Annotated in this window: 19 protein-coding genes; 11 read left to right on the top strand and 8 right to left on the bottom strand. The window is 66.0% G+C overall.

What is annotated here, in order from left to right:
* The first annotated feature begins 307 nt into the window (after nucleotides 1-307).
* Together LMF57_RS02680 and LMF57_RS02675 are read left to right on the top strand one after the other, a co-directional pair.
* Complete coding sequence (locus LMF57_RS02680) at nucleotides 308-2,011, top strand: proline--tRNA ligase (protein ID WP_093818834.1); 1,704 nt, start codon at nucleotides 308-310, stop codon at nucleotides 2,009-2,011.
* Nucleotides 2,012-2,233: 222 nt separating this feature from the next.
* Entirely contained in the window at nucleotides 2,234-2,617 is a 384-nt protein-coding gene (locus LMF57_RS02675; protein ID WP_117309482.1) for an H-NS histone family protein, read from the top strand.
* 131 nt (nucleotides 2,618-2,748) lie between these two features.
* On the opposite strand, the gene LMF57_RS02670 is transcribed toward LMF57_RS02675, so the two are convergent.
* Complete coding sequence (locus LMF57_RS02670; protein WP_025878492.1) at nucleotides 2,749-4,008, bottom strand: threonine/serine exporter family protein; 1,260 nt, start codon at nucleotides 4,006-4,008, stop codon at nucleotides 2,749-2,751.
* 92 nt (nucleotides 4,009-4,100) lie between these two features.
* Here LMF57_RS02670 and LMF57_RS02665 point away from each other — a divergent pair, with 92 nt between their 5' ends.
* From LMF57_RS02665 to LMF57_RS02650, 4 genes are read left to right on the top strand one after another with little or no spacing between them, the layout of a single operon-like run.
* A complete protein-coding gene (locus tag LMF57_RS02665; RefSeq protein ID WP_205420725.1) occupies nucleotides 4,101-5,222 on the top strand; it encodes an ABC transporter permease in 1,122 nt (373 codons plus the stop codon).
* Nucleotide 5,223: 1 nt separating this feature from the next.
* Nucleotides 5,224-6,051 (top strand): ABC transporter ATP-binding protein, encoded by an 828-nt coding sequence (locus tag LMF57_RS02660; RefSeq protein WP_117309480.1) that lies wholly within the window; start codon nucleotides 5,224-5,226, stop codon nucleotides 6,049-6,051.
* Between the two features lie 3 nt (nucleotides 6,052-6,054).
* The gene (locus LMF57_RS02655) at nucleotides 6,055-6,981 is read left to right on the top strand and encodes an MlaD family protein (RefSeq protein ID WP_093818830.1); all 927 of its coding nucleotides are present in this window, start codon (nucleotides 6,055-6,057) and stop codon (nucleotides 6,979-6,981) included.
* On the top strand, nucleotides 6,978-7,619 hold the full coding sequence (locus LMF57_RS02650; protein ID WP_229290719.1) for an ABC-type transport auxiliary lipoprotein family protein: 642 nt from the start codon (nucleotides 6,978-6,980) through the stop codon (nucleotides 7,617-7,619). The genes LMF57_RS02655 and LMF57_RS02650 overlap by 4 nt, the downstream gene beginning before the upstream one ends.
* Before the next feature lie 62 nt (nucleotides 7,620-7,681).
* Here the strand turns inward: LMF57_RS02650 and LMF57_RS02645 are convergent, their stop codons facing one another.
* From LMF57_RS02645 to LMF57_RS02635, 3 genes are read right to left on the bottom strand one after another with little or no spacing between them, the layout of a single operon-like run.
* Entirely contained in the window at nucleotides 7,682-8,269 is a 588-nt protein-coding gene (locus LMF57_RS02645) for an alpha-ketoglutarate-dependent dioxygenase AlkB (RefSeq protein ID WP_117309478.1), read from the bottom strand.
* Nucleotides 8,270-8,314: 45 nt separating this feature from the next.
* Nucleotides 8,315-8,947 carry a CoA transferase subunit B gene (locus LMF57_RS02640; protein ID WP_117309477.1) on the bottom strand — a complete coding sequence of 211 codons (633 nt, stop codon included), beginning with the start codon at nucleotides 8,945-8,947 and terminating at the stop codon, nucleotides 8,315-8,317.
* Between the two features lies 1 nt (nucleotide 8,948).
* Nucleotides 8,949-9,680 carry a CoA transferase subunit A gene (locus LMF57_RS02635; protein ID WP_117309476.1) on the bottom strand — a complete coding sequence of 244 codons (732 nt, stop codon included), beginning with the start codon at nucleotides 9,678-9,680 and terminating at the stop codon, nucleotides 8,949-8,951.
* A gap of 172 nt (nucleotides 9,681-9,852) precedes the next feature.
* On the opposite strand from LMF57_RS02635, the gene LMF57_RS02630 reads away from it, so the two are divergent.
* The 3 genes from LMF57_RS02630 to LMF57_RS02620 all read left to right on the top strand — a co-directional run bounded on the left by LMF57_RS02630 (nucleotide 9,853) and on the right by LMF57_RS02620 (nucleotide 15,338).
* Nucleotides 9,853-12,477 (top strand): DEAD/DEAH box helicase, encoded by a 2,625-nt coding sequence (locus LMF57_RS02630; RefSeq protein ID WP_229290716.1) that lies wholly within the window; start codon nucleotides 9,853-9,855, stop codon nucleotides 12,475-12,477.
* 97 nt (nucleotides 12,478-12,574) lie between these two features.
* Nucleotides 12,575-13,921: a phosphomannomutase gene (locus tag LMF57_RS02625; RefSeq protein WP_208081503.1), complete on the top strand. Its 1,347-nt coding sequence runs from the start codon at nucleotides 12,575-12,577 to the stop codon at nucleotides 13,919-13,921.
* A gap of 13 nt (nucleotides 13,922-13,934) precedes the next feature.
* Complete coding sequence (locus LMF57_RS02620; RefSeq protein ID WP_229290715.1) at nucleotides 13,935-15,338, top strand: mannose-1-phosphate guanylyltransferase/mannose-6-phosphate isomerase; 1,404 nt, start codon at nucleotides 13,935-13,937, stop codon at nucleotides 15,336-15,338.
* A 93-nt stretch (nucleotides 15,339-15,431) separates the two neighbouring features.
* On the opposite strand, the gene rfbD is transcribed toward LMF57_RS02620, so the two are convergent.
* Genes rfbD through rfbB form a run of 4 tightly spaced genes read right to left on the bottom strand, consistent with a single transcriptional unit; the run spans nucleotide 15,432 to nucleotide 18,836 of the window.
* The gene (rfbD, locus tag LMF57_RS02615) at nucleotides 15,432-16,328 is read right to left on the bottom strand and encodes a dTDP-4-dehydrorhamnose reductase (protein ID WP_208081502.1); all 897 of its coding nucleotides are present in this window, start codon (nucleotides 16,326-16,328) and stop codon (nucleotides 15,432-15,434) included.
* The gene (gene rfbC / locus LMF57_RS02610) at nucleotides 16,325-16,882 is read right to left on the bottom strand and encodes a dTDP-4-dehydrorhamnose 3,5-epimerase (RefSeq protein WP_061480210.1); all 558 of its coding nucleotides are present in this window, start codon (nucleotides 16,880-16,882) and stop codon (nucleotides 16,325-16,327) included. Before rfbC ends, rfbD begins: the two co-directional genes overlap by 4 nt.
* Entirely contained in the window at nucleotides 16,879-17,766 is an 888-nt protein-coding gene (gene rfbA / locus LMF57_RS02605) for a glucose-1-phosphate thymidylyltransferase RfbA (protein WP_117309471.1), read from the bottom strand. Before rfbA ends, rfbC begins: the two co-directional genes overlap by 4 nt.
* A 14-nt stretch (nucleotides 17,767-17,780) precedes the next feature.
* Nucleotides 17,781-18,836 (bottom strand): dTDP-glucose 4,6-dehydratase, encoded by a 1,056-nt coding sequence (gene rfbB, locus LMF57_RS02600; protein WP_117309470.1) that lies wholly within the window; start codon nucleotides 18,834-18,836, stop codon nucleotides 17,781-17,783.
* Between the two features lie 288 nt (nucleotides 18,837-19,124).
* On the opposite strand from rfbB, the gene LMF57_RS02595 reads away from it, so the two are divergent.
* A complete protein-coding gene (locus tag LMF57_RS02595; RefSeq protein ID WP_093818820.1) occupies nucleotides 19,125-19,871 on the top strand; it encodes an electron transfer flavoprotein subunit beta/FixA family protein in 747 nt (248 codons plus the stop codon).
* On the top strand, nucleotides 19,871-20,812 hold the full coding sequence (locus LMF57_RS02590) for an electron transfer flavoprotein subunit alpha/FixB family protein (RefSeq protein ID WP_117309469.1): 942 nt from the start codon (nucleotides 19,871-19,873) through the stop codon (nucleotides 20,810-20,812). Before LMF57_RS02595 ends, LMF57_RS02590 begins: the two co-directional genes overlap by 1 nt.
* Nucleotides 20,813-20,970: the final 158 nt, after the last annotated feature.

Below are 20,970 nucleotides of genomic sequence, written 5' to 3'. Positions count from 1 at the left end.
GTGGATCTACGTGTCGACCAAGGTCGACACCCACCAAGAGCAGGCCATGCCATCCCGACAGATTGCGGAGATCTGTCGAAGGCGGGGTGGGTCCGGTTGCGGGGGTGTCCGCGGCATGGATGCCGCGGCCAAGCCCCCACGGATGGGTTTACGGCGTCCCCCGCAACCGGACCCACCCCGCCATCCCACGGAATACCCGCTTTTGACGTTGACGTTGATTCGGCGGGTGCCGGGCGCAGCCCGGCCGATACCCCTCCTCCGGCCGGGCTGGCAGAATAGGTATCTCTGCCGTAATCCGAAGCCGACGATGCGCCTCTCCCAGTTCCACCTGCACACCACCAAGGAAACCCCCAGCGACGCCGAGCTGACCAGCCACCGGCTGATGCTGCGCGCGGGCATGATCCGCAAGCTCGCATCCGGCCTGTACACCTGGTCGCCGCTGGGCCTGCGCGTGCTGCGCAAGGTCGAACGCATCGTCCGCGAGGAAATGGACCGCGCCGGTGCCGTGGAATTCCAGATCCCGACCATCCAGCCGAAGGAACTGTGGGAGCAGACCGGCCGCTGGCAGAAATTCGGCCCGCAGCTGCTGAAGATCAAGGACCGCAAGGAACAGACCTTCTGCTACAGCCCCACCGCCGAAGAAGCGGCCTGCGATTTCGCGCGCAGCGAGCTATCCAGCTACAAACAACTGCCGGTGAACTTCTACCAGATCCAGACCAAGTTCCGCGACGAGATCCGCCCGCGCTTCGGCGTGATGCGTGCGCGCGAGTTCCTGATGAAGGACGCCTATTCGTTCCACCTGCACGACGAAGACCTCGTGCGTGAATACGAAAACATGAAGGTGGCCTACAGCCGCATCTTCACCCGCCTGGGCCTGGACTTCCGCATGGTGCAGGCCGATTCCGGCGCGATCGGCGGTGACGCCTCGCAGGAATTCCACGTGATCGCCGACTCCGGTGAAGACGCGCTGGTGTTCTCCACCGGTTCGGACTACGCGGCCAACATGGAAGCGGCCATTGCCGCCGATCCGGCCGCGCGTGCTGCGGCCAGCGAAGCACTGCGCAAGGTCGAAACCCCAACCCAGAAGACCTGCGAAGACGTCGCCGCGCTGCTGGGAATCGATCTGCAGCGCACGGTGAAGTCGGTGGCGCTGATCGCCGGCGAAGGAAAGGCGCAGCAGTTCGTCCTGGCGCTGGTGCGTGGCGACCACGAGGTCAACGAAATCAAGCTGGGCAAGGTTGCTGGCCTGGACGAGCAGCGTTTTGCCAGCGAAGCAGAGATCGCCGAATACCTCGGCAGCGTGCCGGGCTTCCTTGGTCCGGTTGCACCGGCCAAGCCCATCCGCGTGGTCGCCGATCGCGAAGTGGCGGCGATGTCCGACTTCGTCGTCGGTGCCAATGAGGCCGGTTTCCACCTGGCTGGCGTCAACTGGGGCCGCGACCTGGCCGAACCGGAAGTGGCCGATATCCGCAACGTGCGCGCCGGTGATCGTGCGCTGGACGGCGGCGAGCTGAAAATCGCCCGCGGCATCGAAGTCGGCCACGTGTTCCAGCTGGGGCGCACCTATGCGAAGGCACTCGATGCCACCGTGCTGGACGAGAATGGCAAGGCCGCGGTAATGACGATGGGCTGCTACGGCATCGGTATTTCGCGTGTGGTCGCTGCGGCCATCGAGCAGAACCACGATGACGCCGGCATCATCTGGCCCGACGCCATGGCGCCGTGGCAGGTGGTGGTCTGCGTGATCAATCCGAAGGGCGACGCAGGCGTGGCCGATGCAGCTGCAGCTCTGCTGCAGGAGCTGCGCGATGCCGGCCTGGATGCCGCACTGGACGACCGCGGCCTGCGCCCGGGCGCGATGTTTGCCGACATGGAACTGATCGGCATCCCGCACCGCGTGGTGGTCAGCGAGCGCGGCCTGGCCGCAGGCACCTTCGAATACCGCTCGCGTCGGGCGGCCGAAGCGGAGAGCCTGGACAAGGCCACCCTGCTGCAGCGCCTGCAGGGCTGATCGGAAAAGACCGGGGTATACCCCGGTCTTTTTTTTCCCGGCTGGCCGTCCCGGGAAAACCGCAACGGACATAATCCGGTCAAAATGGTCGCAACCGGGCCAACCAGCCGACAGACGGTGACTGCAACTGTTTGTGCTGGGATTAATTCATCATTACTCTGTCCTGCGACGCCACGGACCGGCTCGTCCCTGTCCCTAAATTAGTTTCTGGAGTAATCGTTGATGAGTATCGACCTGACCGGCCTGTCTGCACGTGAGCTGGGCGCATTGATCCGCACGGCCAAGAAGCAGCAGACCATCGTCGCCAAGCGTCGCCCGATCACCAAGGTGCGTGCCCAGCTGAGCAAGCTGGCCAAGACCGAGGGTTACACCATCGAGGAACTGTTCGGTGGTGAACCCGCACCGCGCGCGCGCAAGGTCGCCAAGGCCGCCAAGGCCCCGTCCAAGACCGCCGGCCGCAAGCTGGGCAAGGTTGCGCCGAAGTACCGCAACCCGGCCAACCCGAAGGAAACCTGGACCGGTCGTGGCAAGCAGCCGCGCTGGATGGCCGAGCTGACTGCCAAGGGCAGCAAGAAGCCGGAAGATTTCCTGATCAAGAAGGCCTGAGGCCAGCTGCAGCAGGAATGAAAAACGCCGGCGAAAGCCGGCGTTTTTTTTCGGGTAGCGCCGGGCCATGCCCGGCGAGCGCAGCGGTTGGTTTCCCGATCCGCCGGGCATGGCCCGGCGCTACTGCCTGGTCACAGCGTCTTGCGCGCCGGCATCAGCAGGTTGCCGAACAGCAGGCCGGCGACCAGCGCCATCACCACGTTCAACACGGTCAGGAACACGCTCTGGCCCGCGCCCACGTCCTGTTGCTGGACCAGGGTCAGCACGCCACGCAGGCTGGTGCTGCCGGGCACCATCATGATGATGCCCGGCAGGCGGATGATCGCACCGGGGCGCCCGACCACGCGCCCGAACAGGTTGCCGCCGGCCGTCAGCAGCATCGCCGACAGGAAGATGCCGGCCGGCGTACCCCAGGCATGACCACCAAATTTGGAAATCGCGTAACCGGCCACCGAGGCGGCGATCACCCACGGATAATCGCGGCGGTTGGCCTTGAACAACATCGCGAAGGCGAACGCCGCCGTCAGCAGCGAGCCCCACTCCACCCACGGCCCCTGGGGCCGCGAGGCGCGGATCATCGGGTCCAGCCCCAGCACATCGGCCAGGGTCACCGCGATCATCGCGCCGACACTGAGCTTCATGATGGTGGTCAACGCGCCGGCGAAGCGCGCGGTGCCGGAAACCCAGTGCTGGCTGGCCAGTTCATTGACCGCATTGGTCAGTGACATGCCCGGCAGCAGCACCACCAGCGAGGCGATGATCACCGTGTTGAGATTCAAGGCACCCACGAACGTGGCAACGACGGTGGCGACCAGGCCGGCCAGCAGCGCCGCCAGCGCTTCGGCCGCTTCACGGCTGGCCGGGCGCTTGTCGGTGACCATGCCGAGCAGGCCGATCAACAGGCCGATCACGCCGGCGGTGGCGATATCCAGCCACGGCAGTTTCCACATGCCCGCCACGCCGGCCGCACCGAGGGTGAAGGACAGGATGGTGCGCAGCTTGCCGCGCCGGCCCGGATCCTTGTCCAGCTGGCGCAGCGCGGTGTGGCCTTGGGCGATGCTCATGCGGCCGTTGGCCACTTCTTCGGCGATCCCGTCAGCCACGCTGAGCTTGTGCAGGTCGTTTTCGCCGGGCGCCAGCCGGATCACCCGGGTGATGTCACTGGAGCCGATGGCCTGCGCCGGATCGCTGAAACTGAGGATGATGCCGGTGGGGTTCGACCACGGTTCACAATCCAGATCGAGCTGCCGGGCCAAGGCAACCACCGCCGCTTCCAGGCGCTGGGCCGTGGTGCCGTAGCTGTGCAGGCGGCCGGCGATCTCGGAAACGAAGGCCACGCGCTGCGCGTAGGTGGCCTGGGGCGTGGGGATCGTGTGAGCGTCTGCAGACATGCGCCGTAGTATTACCTACGTCAGGCTCCGCTGGAGAAATTCATCCTGGTTCGACGCGACGTGCAATTCAGAACGGTTATGCTGCGACCCGAATGGCCCCCATGACCCCGACCCACGCCCCCCAGCTCGAACAGGACGCTCAGGATCCGGGACTGATCCGGCTGTCCGGCCACTGGACCCTGAAGACCGCGCTGGCCGCGGCCGAAGTGCTGCGTGGCGTTCCGGACAAACTGACCGGCATCGACGCCACCGGCATCGAGCTGCTCGATTCGGCCGGTGTACTGCAGGTGCTGCGCGTCGCCCATCGCGCTGACCTCGGCGAAGACGCATTGCAGTTCCGCCCGGATCACCAGGCGCTGGTGTGCACCATCGAAGAAGTGGCCGATGACCGCCCCAAGCCCAAGCGCGATTTCGGCGTACTGGCCGCACTGGAGCGGCTGGGTGTCAGCGTCCATGCCACCGGCCACAACATCAAGGCACTGTGCAGCTTCCTCGGCGAGAACCTGGTCAAGGGCGCGCGCCTGGTCAAGGAACCTCGACGTTTCCGCCTGACCGCCACCGTGCACCAGATGGAGCAGGTCGGTCTGGATGCGGTGCCGCTGGTGGCGCTGCTGTCCTATCTGGTCGGCGCGGTGATCGCCTTCCTCGGCTCGACCATCCTGCGCGACTTCGGTGCGGAGATCTATGTGGTCGAGCTGGTGAACATCGCCTTCCTGCGCGAATTCGCCGTGCTGCTGACTGCGATCGTGCTCGCCGGCCGCACCGCCAGTGCCTTCACCGCGCAGATCGGTGCGATGAAGGCACGCGAGGAAATCGATGCGATGCGCACCCTGGGGCTCGACCCCATCGACCTGCTGGTACTGCCGCGCCTGGTCGCGCTGCTGGTGACCCTGCCGCTGCTGACCTTCATCGCGATGGTCGCGGGCCTGGCCGGCGGCATCACCGTCGGCGCGTTCGATCTGGACATCCCGCCGCAGATGTACATCGCGCGCATGCACGAAACGATGGAAGTGCGGCACATGCTGGTAGGCCTGTCCAAGGCGCCGGTGTTCGCGCTGGTGATCGGCCTGATCGGCTGCCTGGAAGGCCTGAAGGTGGAAGGCACCGCGCAGTCGGTCGGCGAACGCACCACCTCAAGCGTGGTGCAGACGATCTCGCTGGTGATCATCATCGACGCCTTCGCGGCGTTGTGGTTCATGCACATGGACTGGTGACATGACTACGCATCCGGCCCCCGAAGACGTGCCCATGCAGGACGACGACGGCCACGACCTGGCCATCCGCGTGCGCGGGCTGGTCAACCGCTTTGGCAGCCAGACCGTGCATGAAGGGCTGGACCTGGACGTGCGCCGTGGCGAGATCCTTGGCGTGGTGGGCGGCTCGGGCACCGGCAAATCGGTGCTGATGCGCTCGATCCTCGGGCTGCGCGTGCCGGACGAAGGGCAGATCGAGGTGCTTGGCCGCGATGCGCGTGCCGACGATCCCGAGAGCCGCCTGCACATCGAGCGCAACACCGGCGTGCTGTTCCAGGACGGCGCCCTGTTCTCGTCGCTGACCGTCGGCGAGAACGTGCAGGTGCCACTGAAGGAACACCATCGTGAACTGCCCGAGCGCTGGCATTACGAGCTGGCCCTGCTGAAGGTGAAACTGGCCGGCCTGCCCGCCGATGCCATCAACAAGCTGCCCTCGCAGCTGTCCGGTGGCATGCGCAAGCGCGCCGGCCTGGCACGTGCGCTGGCGCTGGATCCACCCCTGCTGTTCCTGGATGAGCCCACCGCCGGCCTGGACCCGATCGGCGCGGCCGCGTTCGACCGCCTGATCAAGACCCTGCAGGAAGCACTGGGGCTGACCGTGTTCCTGATCACCCACGACCTGGACACGCTGTATGCCATCTGCGACCGGGTGGCGGTCATCGCCGACCGCAAGGTGGTGGCCAATGCGCCGCTGCCGGACATCGAGAAACTGGATCATCCGTGGATCCAGGAATACTTCCACGGACCCCGCGCGCGCGCTGCGCGTGGCGAACAGATCGAGAGTGCCTGAGCCATGGAAACAAAAGCCAACTACGTGCTGATCGGCGCGTTCACCCTGATCACCGGCCTGGCCCTGCTGGCCTTCGGCCTGTGGGCCGCCAAGTACTCCTCCGACCGCACCTGGCAGGAATACCGGGTGGTGTTCCGCGAAGCGGTGACCGGCCTGTCGGTTGGCAGCCCGGTGCAGTACAACGGCATCGCGGTGGGTTCGATCACCGAACTGAACCTGGTACCGGATGACCCGCGCCAGGTGGTCGCGCGCATCCGCCTGAACTCGACCACGCCGGTCAAGACCGATACCCGCGCCAAGCTGGCGATCACCAGCCTGACCGGCCCGTCGATCATCCAGCTCAGCGGCGGCACGCCACAGTCGCCGGCGCTGACCACGGTCAACAAGGACCCGGCACCGATCATCCCGACCACGCCGTCGGCGCTGCAGAACATCACCGACGTGGCCAACCGCATCGTCGAGCGCATGGACCAGATCCTCAGCGACCGCAACGTCGCCTCGATCAACGCGACGCTGGCCAACCTGGAGACGATCAGCGGCGGCCTTGCCGACCGTGACCAGGGTACGCAGGCGCTGCTGCTCAGCGCGCGCGATGCAGCACGCAGTCTGGACACCACCCTGAAGACCACCAACGGCACCATCGAGCGCCTGGACAAGAACCTGGTGCAGCAGCTGCCGGGCATCATCGACAAGCTCGACGCCACCCTGGCCAAGCTTGATTCGGCCGCCGGCAATGCCGATTCGATCCTTGGCGAGAACCGCGCCGCCATCAACAGCTTCGCCAATGACGGCCTGGGCCAGCTCGGCCCGACGCTGGGTGAACTGCGTGGCCTGATCCGCGACCTGCGCCGGGTCAGCGACCGCCTCGAGAACAATCCCGCACGCTACCTGCTCGGCCGCGACGCCCCGAAGGAGTTCGAACCCAAATGAGCCCGACCACCCTTCCGCGCCTGCTGCTGGCAGCGTCGCTGGCCACCCTGCTGGGTGGCTGCTCGATCCTCGGCAGCAGCGACAAGAACCCCGTGACCCTGTATTCGCCGGCCGTGCAGGTCAAGGTCGACCCCAGCTGGCCGCAGGCCGACTGGCAGCTGGTGCTGGCCAAGCCCAGCGCCGCGCGCATGGTCGACAGCCCGCGCATCAACGTGCGGCCGACGCCGTCGGAGCTGGAGATCTACAAGGGCGCCAGCTGGGCGCAGCCGGCCACCGACATGATCGAAGACACCCTGCTGCGTGGCTTCGAGGATTCCGGCCGCATCCACGGCGTGGCCCGCGTTGCCGCCGGCATCCGCGCCGACTACAAGCTGTCCACCGACATCCGTCGCTTCGAATCGGATTACCAGGGCCAGGCAACGCCGACGGTCGTCATCGAGATCAATGCCAAGCTGATCGACGTCACCAACCAGCGCGTGGTCGCCGACCGCACCTTCCGCCAGCTGCAGCCGGTGGGCAGCACCGACGTGTCAGCAGTGGCAGCGGCGTTCGAGCGTGGCCTGCAGCAGGTGGCGCAGGACGTGGTGGGCTGGACGCTGACCAGCGGGCAGAATGACAAGCAGGCGCTGAAGCGCTGAAGTTGCCCGTTTCGCACGCCACCTGTTCCTGGTAGCGCCGGGCCATGCCCGGCGAACCCCGGTCAACGCGGATGGATCCAGCGGAACGTCAGGTTGATGCGTTCACCCTGCACCCGTGCCATCTTCGGCAGCGCGTGCTGGTAGTGGCGCTGGGTAGCGCCGCCCATCAGCAGCAGGTCGCCATGGCCCAGCAGGAATTCTGCCTTGCGCGTGGTGTCATCGCGGCGGCGCAGCAGGAAGCGCCGCGCTGCGCCGAGGCTCAACGAAGCAATCAGAGGCGCCGGCCCCAGCTCGGGCTCGTCGTCGCTGTGCCAGCCCATGTAGTCGGTGCCGCCGCGGTAGCGGTTGAGCAGTACGCTGTTGAATCGACCGACGCCCTCGGCCTGCAGCCGGTCGCGCAGCGCGGACAACCGTGGCGGCCACGGATGCGGCACGAACTCGGCACCGGAATAACGGTAGCGTGCCTGCGCATCGCCGATCCAGCAGCTCAACCGTGGTGAATCCACCCAGTGGCCGAACATGCGGATGCGGTGGGTTTCCCAGGGGATTTCCTCGGCCAATGCCTGCTGCAGGGCATCAGCTTCGGCTGCGGTCAGCCATCCGGTCAGGTGGCGGACGTCAGCGTCTGGCAGGTCGTGAGGAAACAGCATCGGGCTTCAGAGTGATGGGGCAGCGACGCGCTGCCCCGTGGATGCTCAGCGGCGCTTGAACGCAACGCCGGTCTTCTCCTTCAACTCATTCTCAGCCACGCCCGCAGCGGTCTCCACCAGCACCAGACCGTCATCGGTCACATCGAAGACCGCCAGGTCGGTGATGATGCGGTCGACCACGCCCACACCGGTCAGCGGCAGCGTGCATTCGGCCAGGATCTTGTGTTCGCCGTTCCTGGCGGTGTGCTCCATCAGCACCACCACGCGCTGCACGCCGGCCACCAGGTCCATCGCTCCGCCCATGCCCTTGACCATCTTGCCGGGCACCATCCAGTTGGCCAGGTCGCCCTTGTCAGTCACCTGCATCGCACCGAGGATGGCCAGGTTGACGTGGCCACCGCGGATCATCGCAAAGCTGTCATGGCTGCCGAAGTAGCTGGCACCTGCACGCGCGGTCACCGTCTGCTTGCCGGCATTGATCAGGTCGGCGTCCACCTCGGCCTCGGTGGGGAACGGACCGATGCCCAGCAGGCCGTTTTCCGACTGCAGCCACACGTCCACGCCTTCGGGAATGTGGTTGGCCACCAGCGTCGGCAGGCCGATGCCCAGGTTCACGTAGGCGCCATCGGTCAGCTCACGCGCAGCGCGCGCGGCCATCTCATCGCGGGTCCATGCCATGTCAGTTGCCCTCCGCACGGATGGTGCGCTGTTCGATACGTTTTTCAGGGGTGGGGTTGTGCACGATGCGGTGCACGTAGATGCCCGGCAGGTGCACCTGGTCCGGATCGATGCTGCCGACCGGCACCACCTCTTCCACTTCCACGATGCAGACCTTGCCGGCCATCGCACAGGCCGGGTTGAAGTTGCGCGCGGTCTTGCGGAACACCAGGTTGCCGGCCTCGTCGGCCTTCCAGGCCTTGACCAGGGCAACGTCGGCGCGCAGCGCGGTTTCCATCACATAGTGCTTGCCATCAAACTCGCGGGTTTCCTTGCCTTCGGCCACCACGGTGCCGTAACCGGTGGCGGTGAAGAACGCCGGAATACCCGCACCGCCTGCACGCAGGCGCTCGGCCAGGGTGCCCTGCGGATTGAACTCCAGCTCCAGCTCACCGGCGAGGAACTGCCGTTCGAATTCCTTGTTCTCGCCCACGTAGGACGAAATCATCTTGCGGATCTGCCGGGTTTCCAGCAGCTGGCCCAGGCCGAAGCCATCGACGCCGGCGTTGTTGGAGATCACGGTCAGTCCCTTGACGCCACTGTCGCGCAACGCGGCGATCAGCGCCTCCGGAATGCCGCACAGGCCGAAGCCGCCCACGGCCAGGGTCTGGCCATCGGCGACCACGCCCTGCAGCGCCTGCGCCGCAGAGGCGAAACGCTTGCTGCGCGTGCCGCTGGAAGTTGATTGCTGCATCTCTACTGCCCTACCCGGTGAGAATGCCGCCATTCTAGCGGCACACCCGTTGCCGGCTGGGATGCGCCGCAGCATGAACCGGCATGCCGGGCTGCCAATCCGTAGAATGTCCCCTTCCCGCTTGCGGTGCCCTTGGCAACGCGTGCTGTAGATGGAGAGGACAGGACCACGCATGGCCGAAGTATTCACCGGAGGGGAACTGTCCCGCTGGCTGGATGCCGGGACGCTGGAAAAGGGCAACCACCACGTGCTGGAAGTGCGCGAGCTGCGCTACCGGTCGCCGCTGCTGACCGCCCAGGTCGAGGGTCGGCAGGTGTTGATCGACCTGGATGCCAGCGCCCGCACCCCGCACAGCCCCCTGCAGAGTCGCTGCACCTGTCCGGCTGGTCCGCACTGCGAGCATGTCGCCGCGGTGTTGCTGGCTGCCCTGCAGAGCTCCCTGGAGGGTGAAGCGGGTTCGCTGCGTGCAGCCGCCGATCCGGTGCTGCCCACGCTGCGGATCCAGGCGATGACGCCGATCCTGCATCTGCACAGCATGGAATATCGGCCTGCGTGGCTCACCGAACGTGATCCCTCGCAGTGGCTCGACGTCGCCACCGTCGCGTTCGAGTACGACGAACACGTGCGTTTTCTCGACGACCCATCGCTGTTCGTGCACGACGCCGAGGGCCAGCTCTACCTGCTGCCGCGTGACCTGGCCGGGGAGGCACGGCGCGAAGCTGAACTGCACAGCGTCCACCTGCACCGCGAGCGGCAACCGCGCATCGTGCTGGACGGCGGCGGCCCGTTGTTCGAGCTGCGCAGTTTCGACTGGACCCGCTTCCTGCTGGAGGACGTGCTGCGGCTGGAAGCACTGGGCTGGAAGATCGAGACTGACGACGCCTTCCGCCACCGCATCACCCGGGTGGAAGAAATCGACCTGGATGTCCGGTCGGTGTCGGCCGACAGCAACGAGCTCGACCTGGCCCTGACCATCGACGTCGATGGCCGCAGCATTGCGCTGGTTCCGCTGCTGCAGGGCGTACTGCAGTCCGATCCGCGCTGGCTGCGCGGCCAGCTGGATGCCATTGGCGATGAAGAGAACGTATTGCTGACGACGGCAGACAACGAACGTCTCGCCCTGCGGGCAGCCCGGCTGAAGCCGGTGATCGCGCTGCTGGCGGATCTGTTCGGCGACCGTGGGCACCCGCTGCGCCTGCAGGCGCATGATCGCGGGCGCCTGCAGGCCCTGCAGGAAGCTGCGCAGTTGCGGCTGCACAGCAGCAACGATACCCGTGCGCGCGTGCAACGCCTGCTGGACGCACCGGCGATGACCGCTGTCCCAGCCCCCGAGGGCTTGCGCGCGACGCTGCGCAGCTACCAGCTCGAGGGCCTGTCCTGGCTGCAGTACCTGCGCCAGCAGGGCCTGGGCGGCGTGCTGGCCGATGACATGGGCCTGGGCAAGACACTGCAGACGCTGGCCCATCTGCTGCTGGAAAAGCAGAGTGGCCGCCTGGACAAGCCGGCGCTGGTGGTCGTGCCAACCTCATTGCTGCACAACTGGCAGAGCGAAGCGGCGCGCTTCACCCCGGATCTGCGTGTACTGACCCTGCACGGTCCCGCACGTGACACGCAGTTCGAGGCCATTGCCAGCCATGACCTGGTACTGACCACCTATCCCCTGCTGTGGCGTGACGAACAGGCACTGCAGGCACATTGTTATCACCTGCTGATCCTGGACGAGGCGCAGCAGGTGAAGAACCCCAGATCGCGTGCAGCAGCCACGCTGCGCACGCTGCAGGCGCGTCATCGCCTGTGCCTGACCGGCACCCCGCTGGAAAACCACCTGGGCGAGCTGTGGACGCAGTTCGACTTCCTGCTGCCGGGGTTGCTGGGCGGCGAAAAGCAGTTCAACCAGCATTGGCGCCATCCCATCGAGCGCGGCAGCGACCAGCGCCGTGCGCAGCTGCTGGCCCAGCGGCTGCGGCCTTTCATCCTGCGCCGGCGCAAGGACCAGGTCGCTTCCGAACTTCCTCCGAAGACGGTCATCACCCGCACCGTAGCGATGGAAGGCGCCCAGCGCGATCTGTACGAAACCGTGCGTGCGGCGATGGAAAAGCAGGTCCGCGATGCGATCAACGGCAGCGGGCTGGCGCGCAATCACATCATCGTGCTGGACGCGTTGCTGAAGCTGCGCCAGGTCTGCTGCGACCCGCGCCTGCTGCCAGGCGAGACACCCGCGCGCGCTGCCGGTTCGGCCAAGCTGGACCTGCTGCGCGAGATGCTGCCGTCCATGGTCGAAGAAGGGCGGCGCATCCTGCTGTTCTCGCAGTTCACCGGCATGCTGGCGTTGATCGCGCAGGCATTGGATGCACTGGGCCTGGCCTACGTGACCCTGACCGGCGATACCCAGGATCGGGTCACGCCGGTGCAGCGCTTCATGCAGGGCGAGGTGCCGGTGTTCCTGATCAGCCTGAAGGCCGGTGGCGTGGGCCTGAACCTGACCGCTGCCGACACCGTCATCCACTTCGACCCCTGGTGGAACCCGACCGCCGAGAACCAGGCCACCGACCGTGCCCATCGCATCGGCCAGGAACAGCCGGTGTTCGTCTACAAGCTGATCACCGCTGGCAGCATCGAGGAACGGATCGCCGAGCTGCAGCAGCGCAAGGCCGACCTGGCCGACGCGATCCTGCAGGGCGGTGGCGGCACAGGCCCACGTTTCGACGCAGCCGACCTTGAGGCCCTGCTGTCTCCCCTGCCCGGCGCGCCGGGTAAACGCCCTGGCAGGGCCGGCAGACGGTCGGCGCAGGCCTGATGTGGCAGGCCAGTCATGTGGCGTTGCCTGATGGAAACGATTCCCATACAGGCCGGGAGCTACAATGAAAGGCTGAGCTCACCAAAGGACCTGATCGATGCCCCTGCCCGCCTTCAAGGCCTATGACATCCGTGGCCGCGTGCCGGAAGAACTGAACGAAGACCTGGCCCGCCGCATCGGCGTGGCCCTGGCCGCACAGCTCGCGCCAGGCCCGGTGGTCCTTGGCCATGACGTGCGCCTGACCAGCCCAGCGCTGCAGGATGCGCTGGCAGCGGGCCTGCGCGGTACCGGCCGCGAAGTGATCGACATCGGCCTGTGCGGCACCGAAGAGGTGTACTTCCAGACCGATCACCTGGGTGCGGCGGGTGGGGTGATGGTCACCGCCAGCCACAACCCGATGGACTACAACGGGATGAAGCTGGTCAAGGAGAACGCCCGCCCGATCAGCTCCGATACCGGCCTGTTCGCGATCTCCGACGCCGTGGCTGCCGACACCGCGCCTGCGCAGCCGGCAACCGCAGGCCAGCGAAGCGAGCATGACAAGGGCGCCTACATCCAGCACCTGCTTTCCTACGTGGATGCCACCAAGCTCAAGCCACTCAAGCTTGTGGTCAACGCGGGCAACGGTGGTGCCGGTGCCGTCGTCGACCTGCTGTCACCGCATCTGCCGTTCGAGTTCATCCGCATCTGTCACGAACCCGATGGCAGCTTCCCCAACGGCATCCCCAACCCGCTGCTGCCGGAGAACCGCGAGGCGACCGCCGAGGCCGTACGCGCACATGGCGCCGACTTCGGCATCGCCTGGGATGGCGACTTCGACCGCTGCTTCTTCTTCGACCACACCGGCCGCTTCATCGAGGGCTATTACCTGGTGGGTCTGCTGGCCAAGGCGGCGCTGGACCGTAACCCGGGTGGCAAGATCGTGCATGACCCGCGCCTGGTCTGGAACACCGTGGAGATGGTCGAACAGGCGGGTGGTGTGCCGGTGCTGTGCAAGAGCGGCCATGCCTTCATCAAGGAGAAGATGCGCGCAGAGGACGCGGTGTATGGCGGCGAAATGAGTGCCCATCACTACTTCCGCGAATTCGCCTACGCCGACTCGGGCATGATCCCCTGGCTGCTGATCGCCCAGCTCATTTCCGAAAGCGGCCGTTCGCTGGCCGACTGGGTTGAAGACCGCATGGCCGCCTATCCGTGCAGTGGCGAGATCAACTTCAAGGTCAGCGATGCGAAGGCGTCCGTGGCCCGTGTGATGGAACACTTCGCCGCACAGTCGCCTGCGCTGGACCATACCGATGGCATCAGTGCCGATTTCGGTGACTGGCGCTTCAACCTGCGCAGCTCCAACACCGAGCCGCTGCTGCGCCTGAATGTGGAATCGCGAGGAGACGCCGCGCTGATGCAGGCGCGTACCGACGAGATCTCCTCCCTGCTGCAGAAATGATCAAAGGAAGGCCATGAGCAACATCCAGCCCGTCATCCTGTCCGGTGGTTCCGGCACCCGCCTGTGGCCCCTCTCGCGCGAGGCCTATCCCAAGCAGTTCCTGCCCTTGGCCGGTGAACTGACCATGCTGCAGGCCACCTGGCAACGCGTGGCCCCGATCGCCAGCCGCGGCCCGCTGGTCATCGCCAACGAAGAACACCGTTTTGTCGCGGCCGAACAGCTGCAGCAGGTCGGCGCCGAGCCGGCCGCGATCATCCTCGAGCCGGTCGGCCGCAACACCGCCCCGGCCATTGCCGTGGCCGCGCTGGAAGCCACCGGCGAGGGTGCCGACGCGCTGCTGCTGGTGCTGCCCTCCGATCACGTGATCACCAATGAGGCTGCGTTCCGCACGGCGGTCGAGGCAGCCACCAGCGCCGCCGAAGCCGGCAAGCTGGTCACCTTCGGCATCGTGCCGACCGGCCCGGAAACCGGCTATGGCTACATCAAGGCAGCCGACGGCCAGGGCGTACGCGCGGTCGAGCGCTTCGTCGAGAAGCCCGACCTGGACACCGCCACCGGCTACGTGGTCAGTGGCCAGTACTACTGGAACAGCGGCATGTTCCTGTTCAAGGCCTCACGTTATCTGCAGGAGCTGGAGCGCCTGCAGCCGGGGATGCTGTCAGCCTGCCGTCAGGCCTGGCAGAGCGCACGCCGCGATGCCGATTTCACCCGATTGGACAAGGACGCGTTCACTGCCGTGCCGTCCGATTCGATCGATTACGCCGTGATGGAAAAGACCGCCGATGCAGTGGTGGTGCCGTTGGATGCCGGCTGGAACGATGTCGGCTCCTGGACCGCACTGCGCGATGTATCGCAACAGGACGGCGATGGCAATGCGCACCAGGGTGATGTGATCGCCATCGACTGCCGCAACACCTACGCCTACAGCCAACGCCTGGTGGCGATGGTCGGGCTGGATGATGTGATCGTGGTCGAGACCGACGACGCGGTGCTGGTCGGCAACGCCGACCGCATGCAGGAGGTCAAGACCGTAGTAGCGCAGTTGAAGGCCGGCGGCCGCAGCGAAGCGACCTGGCACCGCAAGGTCTACCGCCCGTGGGGCGCCTACGATTCAATCGACAACGGCGAGCGTTTCCAGGTCAAGCGGATCACGGTAAAGCCGGGCGGTACACTGAGCCTGCAGATGCATCATCACCGTGCCGAGCACTGGATCGTGGTCAGCGGCACCGCCGAAGTCACCCGTGGCGACGAGGTGATCCTGCTGAGCGAAAACCAGAGCACCTACATCCCGCTGGGCGTGACCCATCGCCTGCGCAACCCCGGCAAGCTGCCGCTGGAACTGATCGAAGTGCAGTCCGGCAGTTACCTCGGCGAAGACGACATCGTGCGTTTCGAGGATACCTACGGGCGCAGTTGACCCGGAACCCGCTGCATTCCGGGTAGCGCCGGCCCATGGCCGGCGAGCGCAGCGGTAATGTGCATCCGCCGGGCATGGCCCGGCGCTACCGCGTCAGCGGGCCATTTCAGCCATGACCCGCTTCAGGCCGTCCTGCCACGTTGGCAGCGCGATGCCAAAATCCTGCTGCAGCCTGCGGTTGTCGAGCACCGACCATGCCGGGCGCTTGGCCGGGGTCGGGTATTCGGAACTGGGGATGGCTTCAACCGACGGCACCTTGGCCAGCACGCCCGTCGCCAGCGCTTCAGCGAAAATCGCTTCGGCAAACCCATGCCAGCTGGTCTGGCCCGACGCCGTCAGATGCCAGGTTCCCGACAGCGCGCCCGGATGCTGCAGCGCCTGCACGGTGACATCCGCGATCAATGCCGCCGGCGTCGGCGTGCCGATCTGGTCGGCCACCACACGCAGCTGATCGCGCTCCGCGCCCACCCGCAGCATCGTGCGCAGGAAGTTTGCGCCGTGCGAGGCATACACCCACGCCGTGCGGAAGATCAGATGACGGCCGCCCGCAGCGCGCACGGCGTCTTCGCCATCACGCTTGCTGGTGCCATAAACCCCCAGCGGCGCGGTCGGTTCATCCTCGCGGTACGGGGCCGTGCCCTGGCCATCGAATACGTAGTCGGTGGAGTAATGCACGAAGGGCACGCCATGGGCCGCACACCAGCGCGCGATCACGCCCGGAGCCTGCGCGTTGGCCGCGAACGCGGCCTCCACGTCCTGCTCGGCGCGATCCACGGCGGTGTAGGCCGCAGCGTTCACTACCAGCGACGGCTGCAGCCGGTCCAGCAGCGCCGGCAAGCTGTCCGGCTGGCCGAAATCGGCGGTTTCGCAGGCGCTGCCATCGGGCAGGACACCGCTGCGTGTGGTCGCGACCACCTTGCCCAGCGGTGCCAGCGCGCGCAGCAGTTCCTGGCCGACCTGGCCGTTGCCGCCGAAGACCAGAACGGTCATGGCACGTAGACCGGCAGGCGGTCTTCAGCAATGTCCTTCAGGAAGGGCGCGTTCTCGTCCTTGGCCGACAGCGTCGGTGCACTGACCGGCCAGTCCACGGCAATGTCGGCATCGTTCCAGCGCACGCCGGCATCGAAGTCCTTGAGGTACACCTCGGTGCACAGATAGCTGAACACCGCGCGCTCGGACAGCACGGCGAAACCGTGCGCAAAGCCTTCCGGAATCCAGAACTGCTTCTTGTTCTCCGCGCTCAGCACCACCGCTTCCCACTGGCCGAATGTCGGCGAGCCGCGACGGATGTCGACGGCCACGTCATAGACCTCGCCTTCCAGCACGCTGACCAGCTTGCCCTGTGGACGCGGCCACTGGTAGTGCAGGCCACGCAGAACGCCTTTGGCGGACGTGGAAACGTTGCTCTGCACGAAGCGGTCGGGCAGGCCCAGCGCGGCGAAGCGCTCGGCGTTCCAGGTTTCGAAGAAGTATCCGCGGGCGTCGCCGAATACCGCCGGCTCGATCACCACGCAGCCGGGCAACTTGGTTTCGATCACTTTCACGGAACAACTCCACGCAGGGCGAGCGTATGCAGGTACTGGCCGTAGCCATTCTTGATCAGCGGTGCCGCCAGCGCCTCCAGCTGCTCGGCGTTGATCCAGCCTTGGCCGAAAGCGATTTCTTCCGGGCAGCAGACCTGCAGGCCCTGGCGGGTCTGGATCGTCTCGATGAAGTTGGACGCTTCCAGCAGCGACTGGTGGGTGCCGGTGTCGAGCCATGCATAACCGCGACCCAGCGCTTCCAGGTGCAGATTGCCCTCCTGCAGGTAGCGCTTGTTGAGATCGGTGATCTCCAGCTCGCCACGCGGCGACGGCGTGAGCTCGGCCGCGTAATCGCTGGCCTTGCCGTCGTAGAAATACAGGCCGGTGACCGCATAGTTCGAACGCGGATTCTCCGGCTTCTCGACCAGGCCGATCACCTTGCCGCTCTTGTCGAACTCGGCAACGCCATAGCGCTCCGGATCATTGACCCAATAACCGAACACGGTCGAACCATCCACGCGCTCGTCGGCGCGCCTGAGCACTTCACGCAGACCGTGGCCATGGAAGATGTTGTCGCCCAGCACCAGGCAGCTAGGCTTGCCGGCCACGAAATCGCGACCGATCAGGTAGGCCTGGGCCAGCCCGTCCGGGCTGGGCTGCACGGCGTACTGGATGTCCATGCCCCACTGAGAACCATCGCCCAGCAACTGCTGGAACAACGCCTGCTCGTGCGGGGTGTTGATGATCAGCACTTCGCGGATGCCCGCCAGCATCAGTACGCTGAGCGGGTAGTAGATCATCGGCTTGTCGTACACCGGCAGCAGCTGCTTGCTGACGCCCTTGGTGATCGGATACAGCCGGGTGCCGGAACCGCCGGCGAGAATGATGCCCTTGCGTTGGGTCATGTCGTGTCCTTTGTTCAGGCCGCGGTGCCGATGCGCTGCAGGCGGTAGCTGCCGTCGAGCACACCGTTGACCCACTCCTGGTTGTCCAGGTACCAGTCGACGGTGAAGGTGATGCCCTGCTCGAAGGTGTAGGCCGGTTCCCAGCCCAGATCGTTCTTCAGCTTGGAGGCATCGATCGCATAGCGGCGGTCATGGCCGGGGCGGTCGGTGACATAGGTGATCTGGCTGCTGCGCGGCTGGCCGTCCGCACGCGGGCGACGCTGGTCCAGCAGCGCGCAGATTGCCTGCACCACTTCAATGTTCTGCTTTTCCGAATTGCCGCCTACGTTGTAGGTCTCGCCCACCTGGCCCTTGGCCAGTACGGTGCGGATCGCTTCGCAGTGGTCAGACACGAACAGCCAGTCACGCACCTGCTTGCCATCGCCGTACACCGGCAGCGGCTCACCGGCCAGTGCCTTGGCGATCACCAGCGGGATCAACTTCTCCGGGAAGTGATACGGACCGTAGTTGTTGGAGCAGTTGGTGGTCAGCACCGGCAGCCCGTAGGTGTGGTGGAACGCACGCACCAGGTGGTCCGACGCAGCCTTGGACGCCGAATACGGCGAATTGGGCGCATACGGGGTGGTTTCGCTGAACTTGCCGGTCTCACCCAGGGTCCCGTAGACCTCGTCGGTGGAGACATGCAGGAAGCGGAAGGCCGCACCCTGTTCGGCCGGCAGCGCCTTCCAGTAGTCACGGACCGCTTCGAGCAGGCCGAGGGTACCGACCACATTGGTCTGGATGAACGCACCCGGGCCGTCAATGGAGCGGTCGACGTGGCTCTCGGCAGCGAAATTCAGCACCGCGTCCGGCTGGTGCTCGGCCAGCAGGCGGGCGACCAGGGCCTGGTCGCCGATGTCACCCTGGACGAACACGTGGTTGGGATTGCCGTCCAGGCTGGACAGGGTCTTCAGGTTGCCGGCGTAGGTCAGCACATCGAGGTTGATGACCTTGACGCCGCGTGCGACGGCCTCGAGAACGAAGTTACCGCCAATGAATCCGGCGCCGCCGGTGACAAGCCATGTGGGCACTACCTGTTCTCCTGATCGAAATTCATCCAAGGAGCACCCTCAGGCGCTCCGGCACAGCGGCACAGGATACATGCCGTTGGCCTTCACGACTGCCTGCGCGACGTGAACGGGATGCCGCACGGCGACGCTTTTTGTGGCGCCGCAGCAAAACCATACGCATTCGCATGGTCACCCCAAGCCAGCTAGAATCGGGATCCCACCCCCGAACCGGTTGCTGTTGCAGGACCGGATGTTCCCCCAGCAAATGTGAGCCGGCCATCGGCTGGCACTACAAGGACCCCGTACAAGATGAAAATCCTCGTCGCGTACAAGCGCGTGGTGGACTACAACGTCCGCATTCAGGTCAAGCCGGACGGTTCCGGCGTGGTCACCGACGGCGTCAAGCTGTCGCCCAACCCCTTCGATGAAATCGCCCTGGAAGAAGCGTTGCGCCTGCGCGACAAGGGCATCGCCAGCGAGGTCGTGGTTGCCACCATCGCCCCGGCCGACGCCCAGGCGCACCTGCGCAACGGCCTGGCCATGGGTGCCAATCGCGCCATCCACGTCGTTACCGACCAGGCCATCCAGCCGCTGACCGCCGCCCGTACCCTGCTCAAGCTGGTCGAGAAGGAACAGCCGGACCTGGTCATCCTGGGCAAGCAGGCCATCGACGATGACGCCAACCAGACCGGTCAGATGCTGGCTACGCTCTGGGGACGCCCGCAGGCGACGTTTGCCAGCAAGCTCGAGATTGCCGATGGCAAGGCCACGGTGACCCGTGAAGTCGACGCCGGCCTGGAAACGCTGGAAGTGGACCTGCCGGCCGTGGTCACCACCGACCTGCGCCTGAACGAGCCGCGCTTCATCAAACTGCCCGACATCATGAAGGCCAAGGCCAAGCCGCTGGAAACGCTGCAGCTGGCCGACCTCGGCGTTGAAGCCGCCGATACCTTCAAGACCACCCAGTACGCCGCGCCGTCCAAGCGCAGCAAGGGTGTGATGGTCAAGGACGCGGCTGAACTGGTTGCCGCACTCAAGCAGAAGGGGTTGCTGTAATGAGCAGGATTCTCGTCATCGCCGAGCACCACGACGGCAAGCTCAACGCCGCTACCGCCAAGACCGTCAGCGCTGCCGCAGCCATTTCCGGCGCCAGCATCGACGTGCTGGTGCTGGCCGCCGACCCGACCGCTGTTGCGGCTGAAGCGGCCAGGATCGCCGGCGTCGCCAAGGTCCTGACCGTGGCCAACGCCGCCAATGCCCACGCGCTGGCCCAGGTACTGGCCCCGCAGATCGCGCAGCTGGCCAAGGGCTACACGCACGTGTTCGGCCCGTCGACCACCTTCGGCAAGGACCTGATGCCGTGCGTGGCCGCCCTGCTCGGCGTCAACCAGGTCTCCGACCTGATGACCGTCGAAGGCAGCCACACCTTCAAGCGCCCGATCTACGCCGGCAACGCGATCATCACCGTCGAGGCGCCCGCCGACCAGATCGTGGTCGCCACCGTGCGCGCCGCGTCGTGGCCGGAAGCTGCCCAGGGTGGCAGTGCCACCGTTGAAGCGGCCAGTGTCGATGCTCCCCTGCCGGCCCACACCCGCTTCATCGGCCTGGCCGCCGGTGCCAGCGACCGCCCGGACCTGCAGAGCGCCAAGCGCGTGGTCTCCGGTGGGCGCGGTGTCGGATCGGAAGAGAACTTCAAGGTCATCTTCCAGCTGGCCGACAAGCTCGGCGCCGCCGTCGGCGCTTCGCGCGCTGCGGTCGATGCCGGCTACGTGCCCAGCGACCTGCAGGTTGGCCAGACCGGCAAGATCATTTCGCCGGAGCTGTATGTGGCCGTGGGTATCAGTGGTGCCATCCAGCACCTGACCGGCATCAAGGATGCCGGCACGATCGTGGCGATCAACAAGGATCCGGACTCGCCGATCTTCGAGATCGCCGATATCGGCCTGGTCGGGGATCTGTTCACGATCCTGCCGGAGCTGGAAGCGGCCCTGGCCTGAAGTGTGGCGATGGGGTCGGAGCGGCGTGGCCGCTCCGACCGCCATCGCCTCAGCCCGTGCGCCAGCTGGCGTATGCTTTCCTGTCACTGGCCCCGTGGGCCTGAACCTCATGGACGCGCCATAGACATGTACACGATCTTCCTGCCCCACTGTCCTTC

Source organism: Stenotrophomonas sp. SI-NJAU-1 (assembly GCF_020883215.1).
GTDB lineage: Bacteria > Pseudomonadota > Gammaproteobacteria > Xanthomonadales > Xanthomonadaceae > Stenotrophomonas > Stenotrophomonas indicatrix.
Note: the sequence above shows the minus strand (reverse complement) of the source record. Positions and strands in the feature narration are given on the sequence as shown.

Excerpts from the sequence above, each read along its gene's own strand:
- LMF57_RS02675 (WP_117309482.1), top strand. The coding sequence starts at position 2,234 with ATGAGTATCGACCTGACCGGCCTGTCTGCACGTGAGCTGGGCGCATTG.
- LMF57_RS02620 (WP_229290715.1), top strand. The coding sequence starts at position 13,935 with ATGAGCAACATCCAGCCCGTCATCCTGTCCGGTGGTTCCGGCACCCGC.
- LMF57_RS02680 (WP_093818834.1), top strand. The coding sequence starts at position 308 with ATGCGCCTCTCCCAGTTCCACCTGCACACCACCAAGGAAACCCCCAGC.
- LMF57_RS02630 (WP_229290716.1), top strand. The coding sequence starts at position 9,853 with ATGGCCGAAGTATTCACCGGAGGGGAACTGTCCCGCTGGCTGGATGCC.
- rfbA (WP_117309471.1), bottom strand. The coding sequence starts at position 17,766 with ATGACCCAACGCAAGGGCATCATTCTCGCCGGCGGTTCCGGCACCCGG.
- LMF57_RS02635 (WP_117309476.1), bottom strand. The coding sequence starts at position 9,680 with ATGCAGCAATCAACTTCCAGCGGCACGCGCAGCAAGCGTTTCGCCTCT.
- LMF57_RS02660 (WP_117309480.1), top strand. The coding sequence starts at position 5,224 with ATGACTACGCATCCGGCCCCCGAAGACGTGCCCATGCAGGACGACGAC.
- LMF57_RS02655 (WP_093818830.1), top strand. The coding sequence starts at position 6,055 with ATGGAAACAAAAGCCAACTACGTGCTGATCGGCGCGTTCACCCTGATC.
- LMF57_RS02590 (WP_117309469.1), top strand. The coding sequence starts at position 19,871 with ATGAGCAGGATTCTCGTCATCGCCGAGCACCACGACGGCAAGCTCAAC.
- LMF57_RS02640 (WP_117309477.1), bottom strand. The coding sequence starts at position 8,947 with ATGGCATGGACCCGCGATGAGATGGCCGCGCGCGCTGCGCGTGAGCTG.
- LMF57_RS02670 (WP_025878492.1), bottom strand. The coding sequence starts at position 4,008 with ATGTCTGCAGACGCTCACACGATCCCCACGCCCCAGGCCACCTACGCG.
- LMF57_RS02595 (WP_093818820.1), top strand. The coding sequence starts at position 19,125 with ATGAAAATCCTCGTCGCGTACAAGCGCGTGGTGGACTACAACGTCCGC.
- LMF57_RS02650 (WP_229290719.1), top strand. The coding sequence starts at position 6,978 with ATGAGCCCGACCACCCTTCCGCGCCTGCTGCTGGCAGCGTCGCTGGCC.
- LMF57_RS02665 (WP_205420725.1), top strand. The coding sequence starts at position 4,101 with ATGGCCCCCATGACCCCGACCCACGCCCCCCAGCTCGAACAGGACGCT.
- LMF57_RS02625 (WP_208081503.1), top strand. The coding sequence starts at position 12,575 with ATGCCCCTGCCCGCCTTCAAGGCCTATGACATCCGTGGCCGCGTGCCG.
- LMF57_RS02645 (WP_117309478.1), bottom strand. The coding sequence starts at position 8,269 with ATGCTGTTTCCTCACGACCTGCCAGACGCTGACGTCCGCCACCTGACC.
- rfbD (WP_208081502.1), bottom strand. The coding sequence starts at position 16,328 with ATGACCGTTCTGGTCTTCGGCGGCAACGGCCAGGTCGGCCAGGAACTG.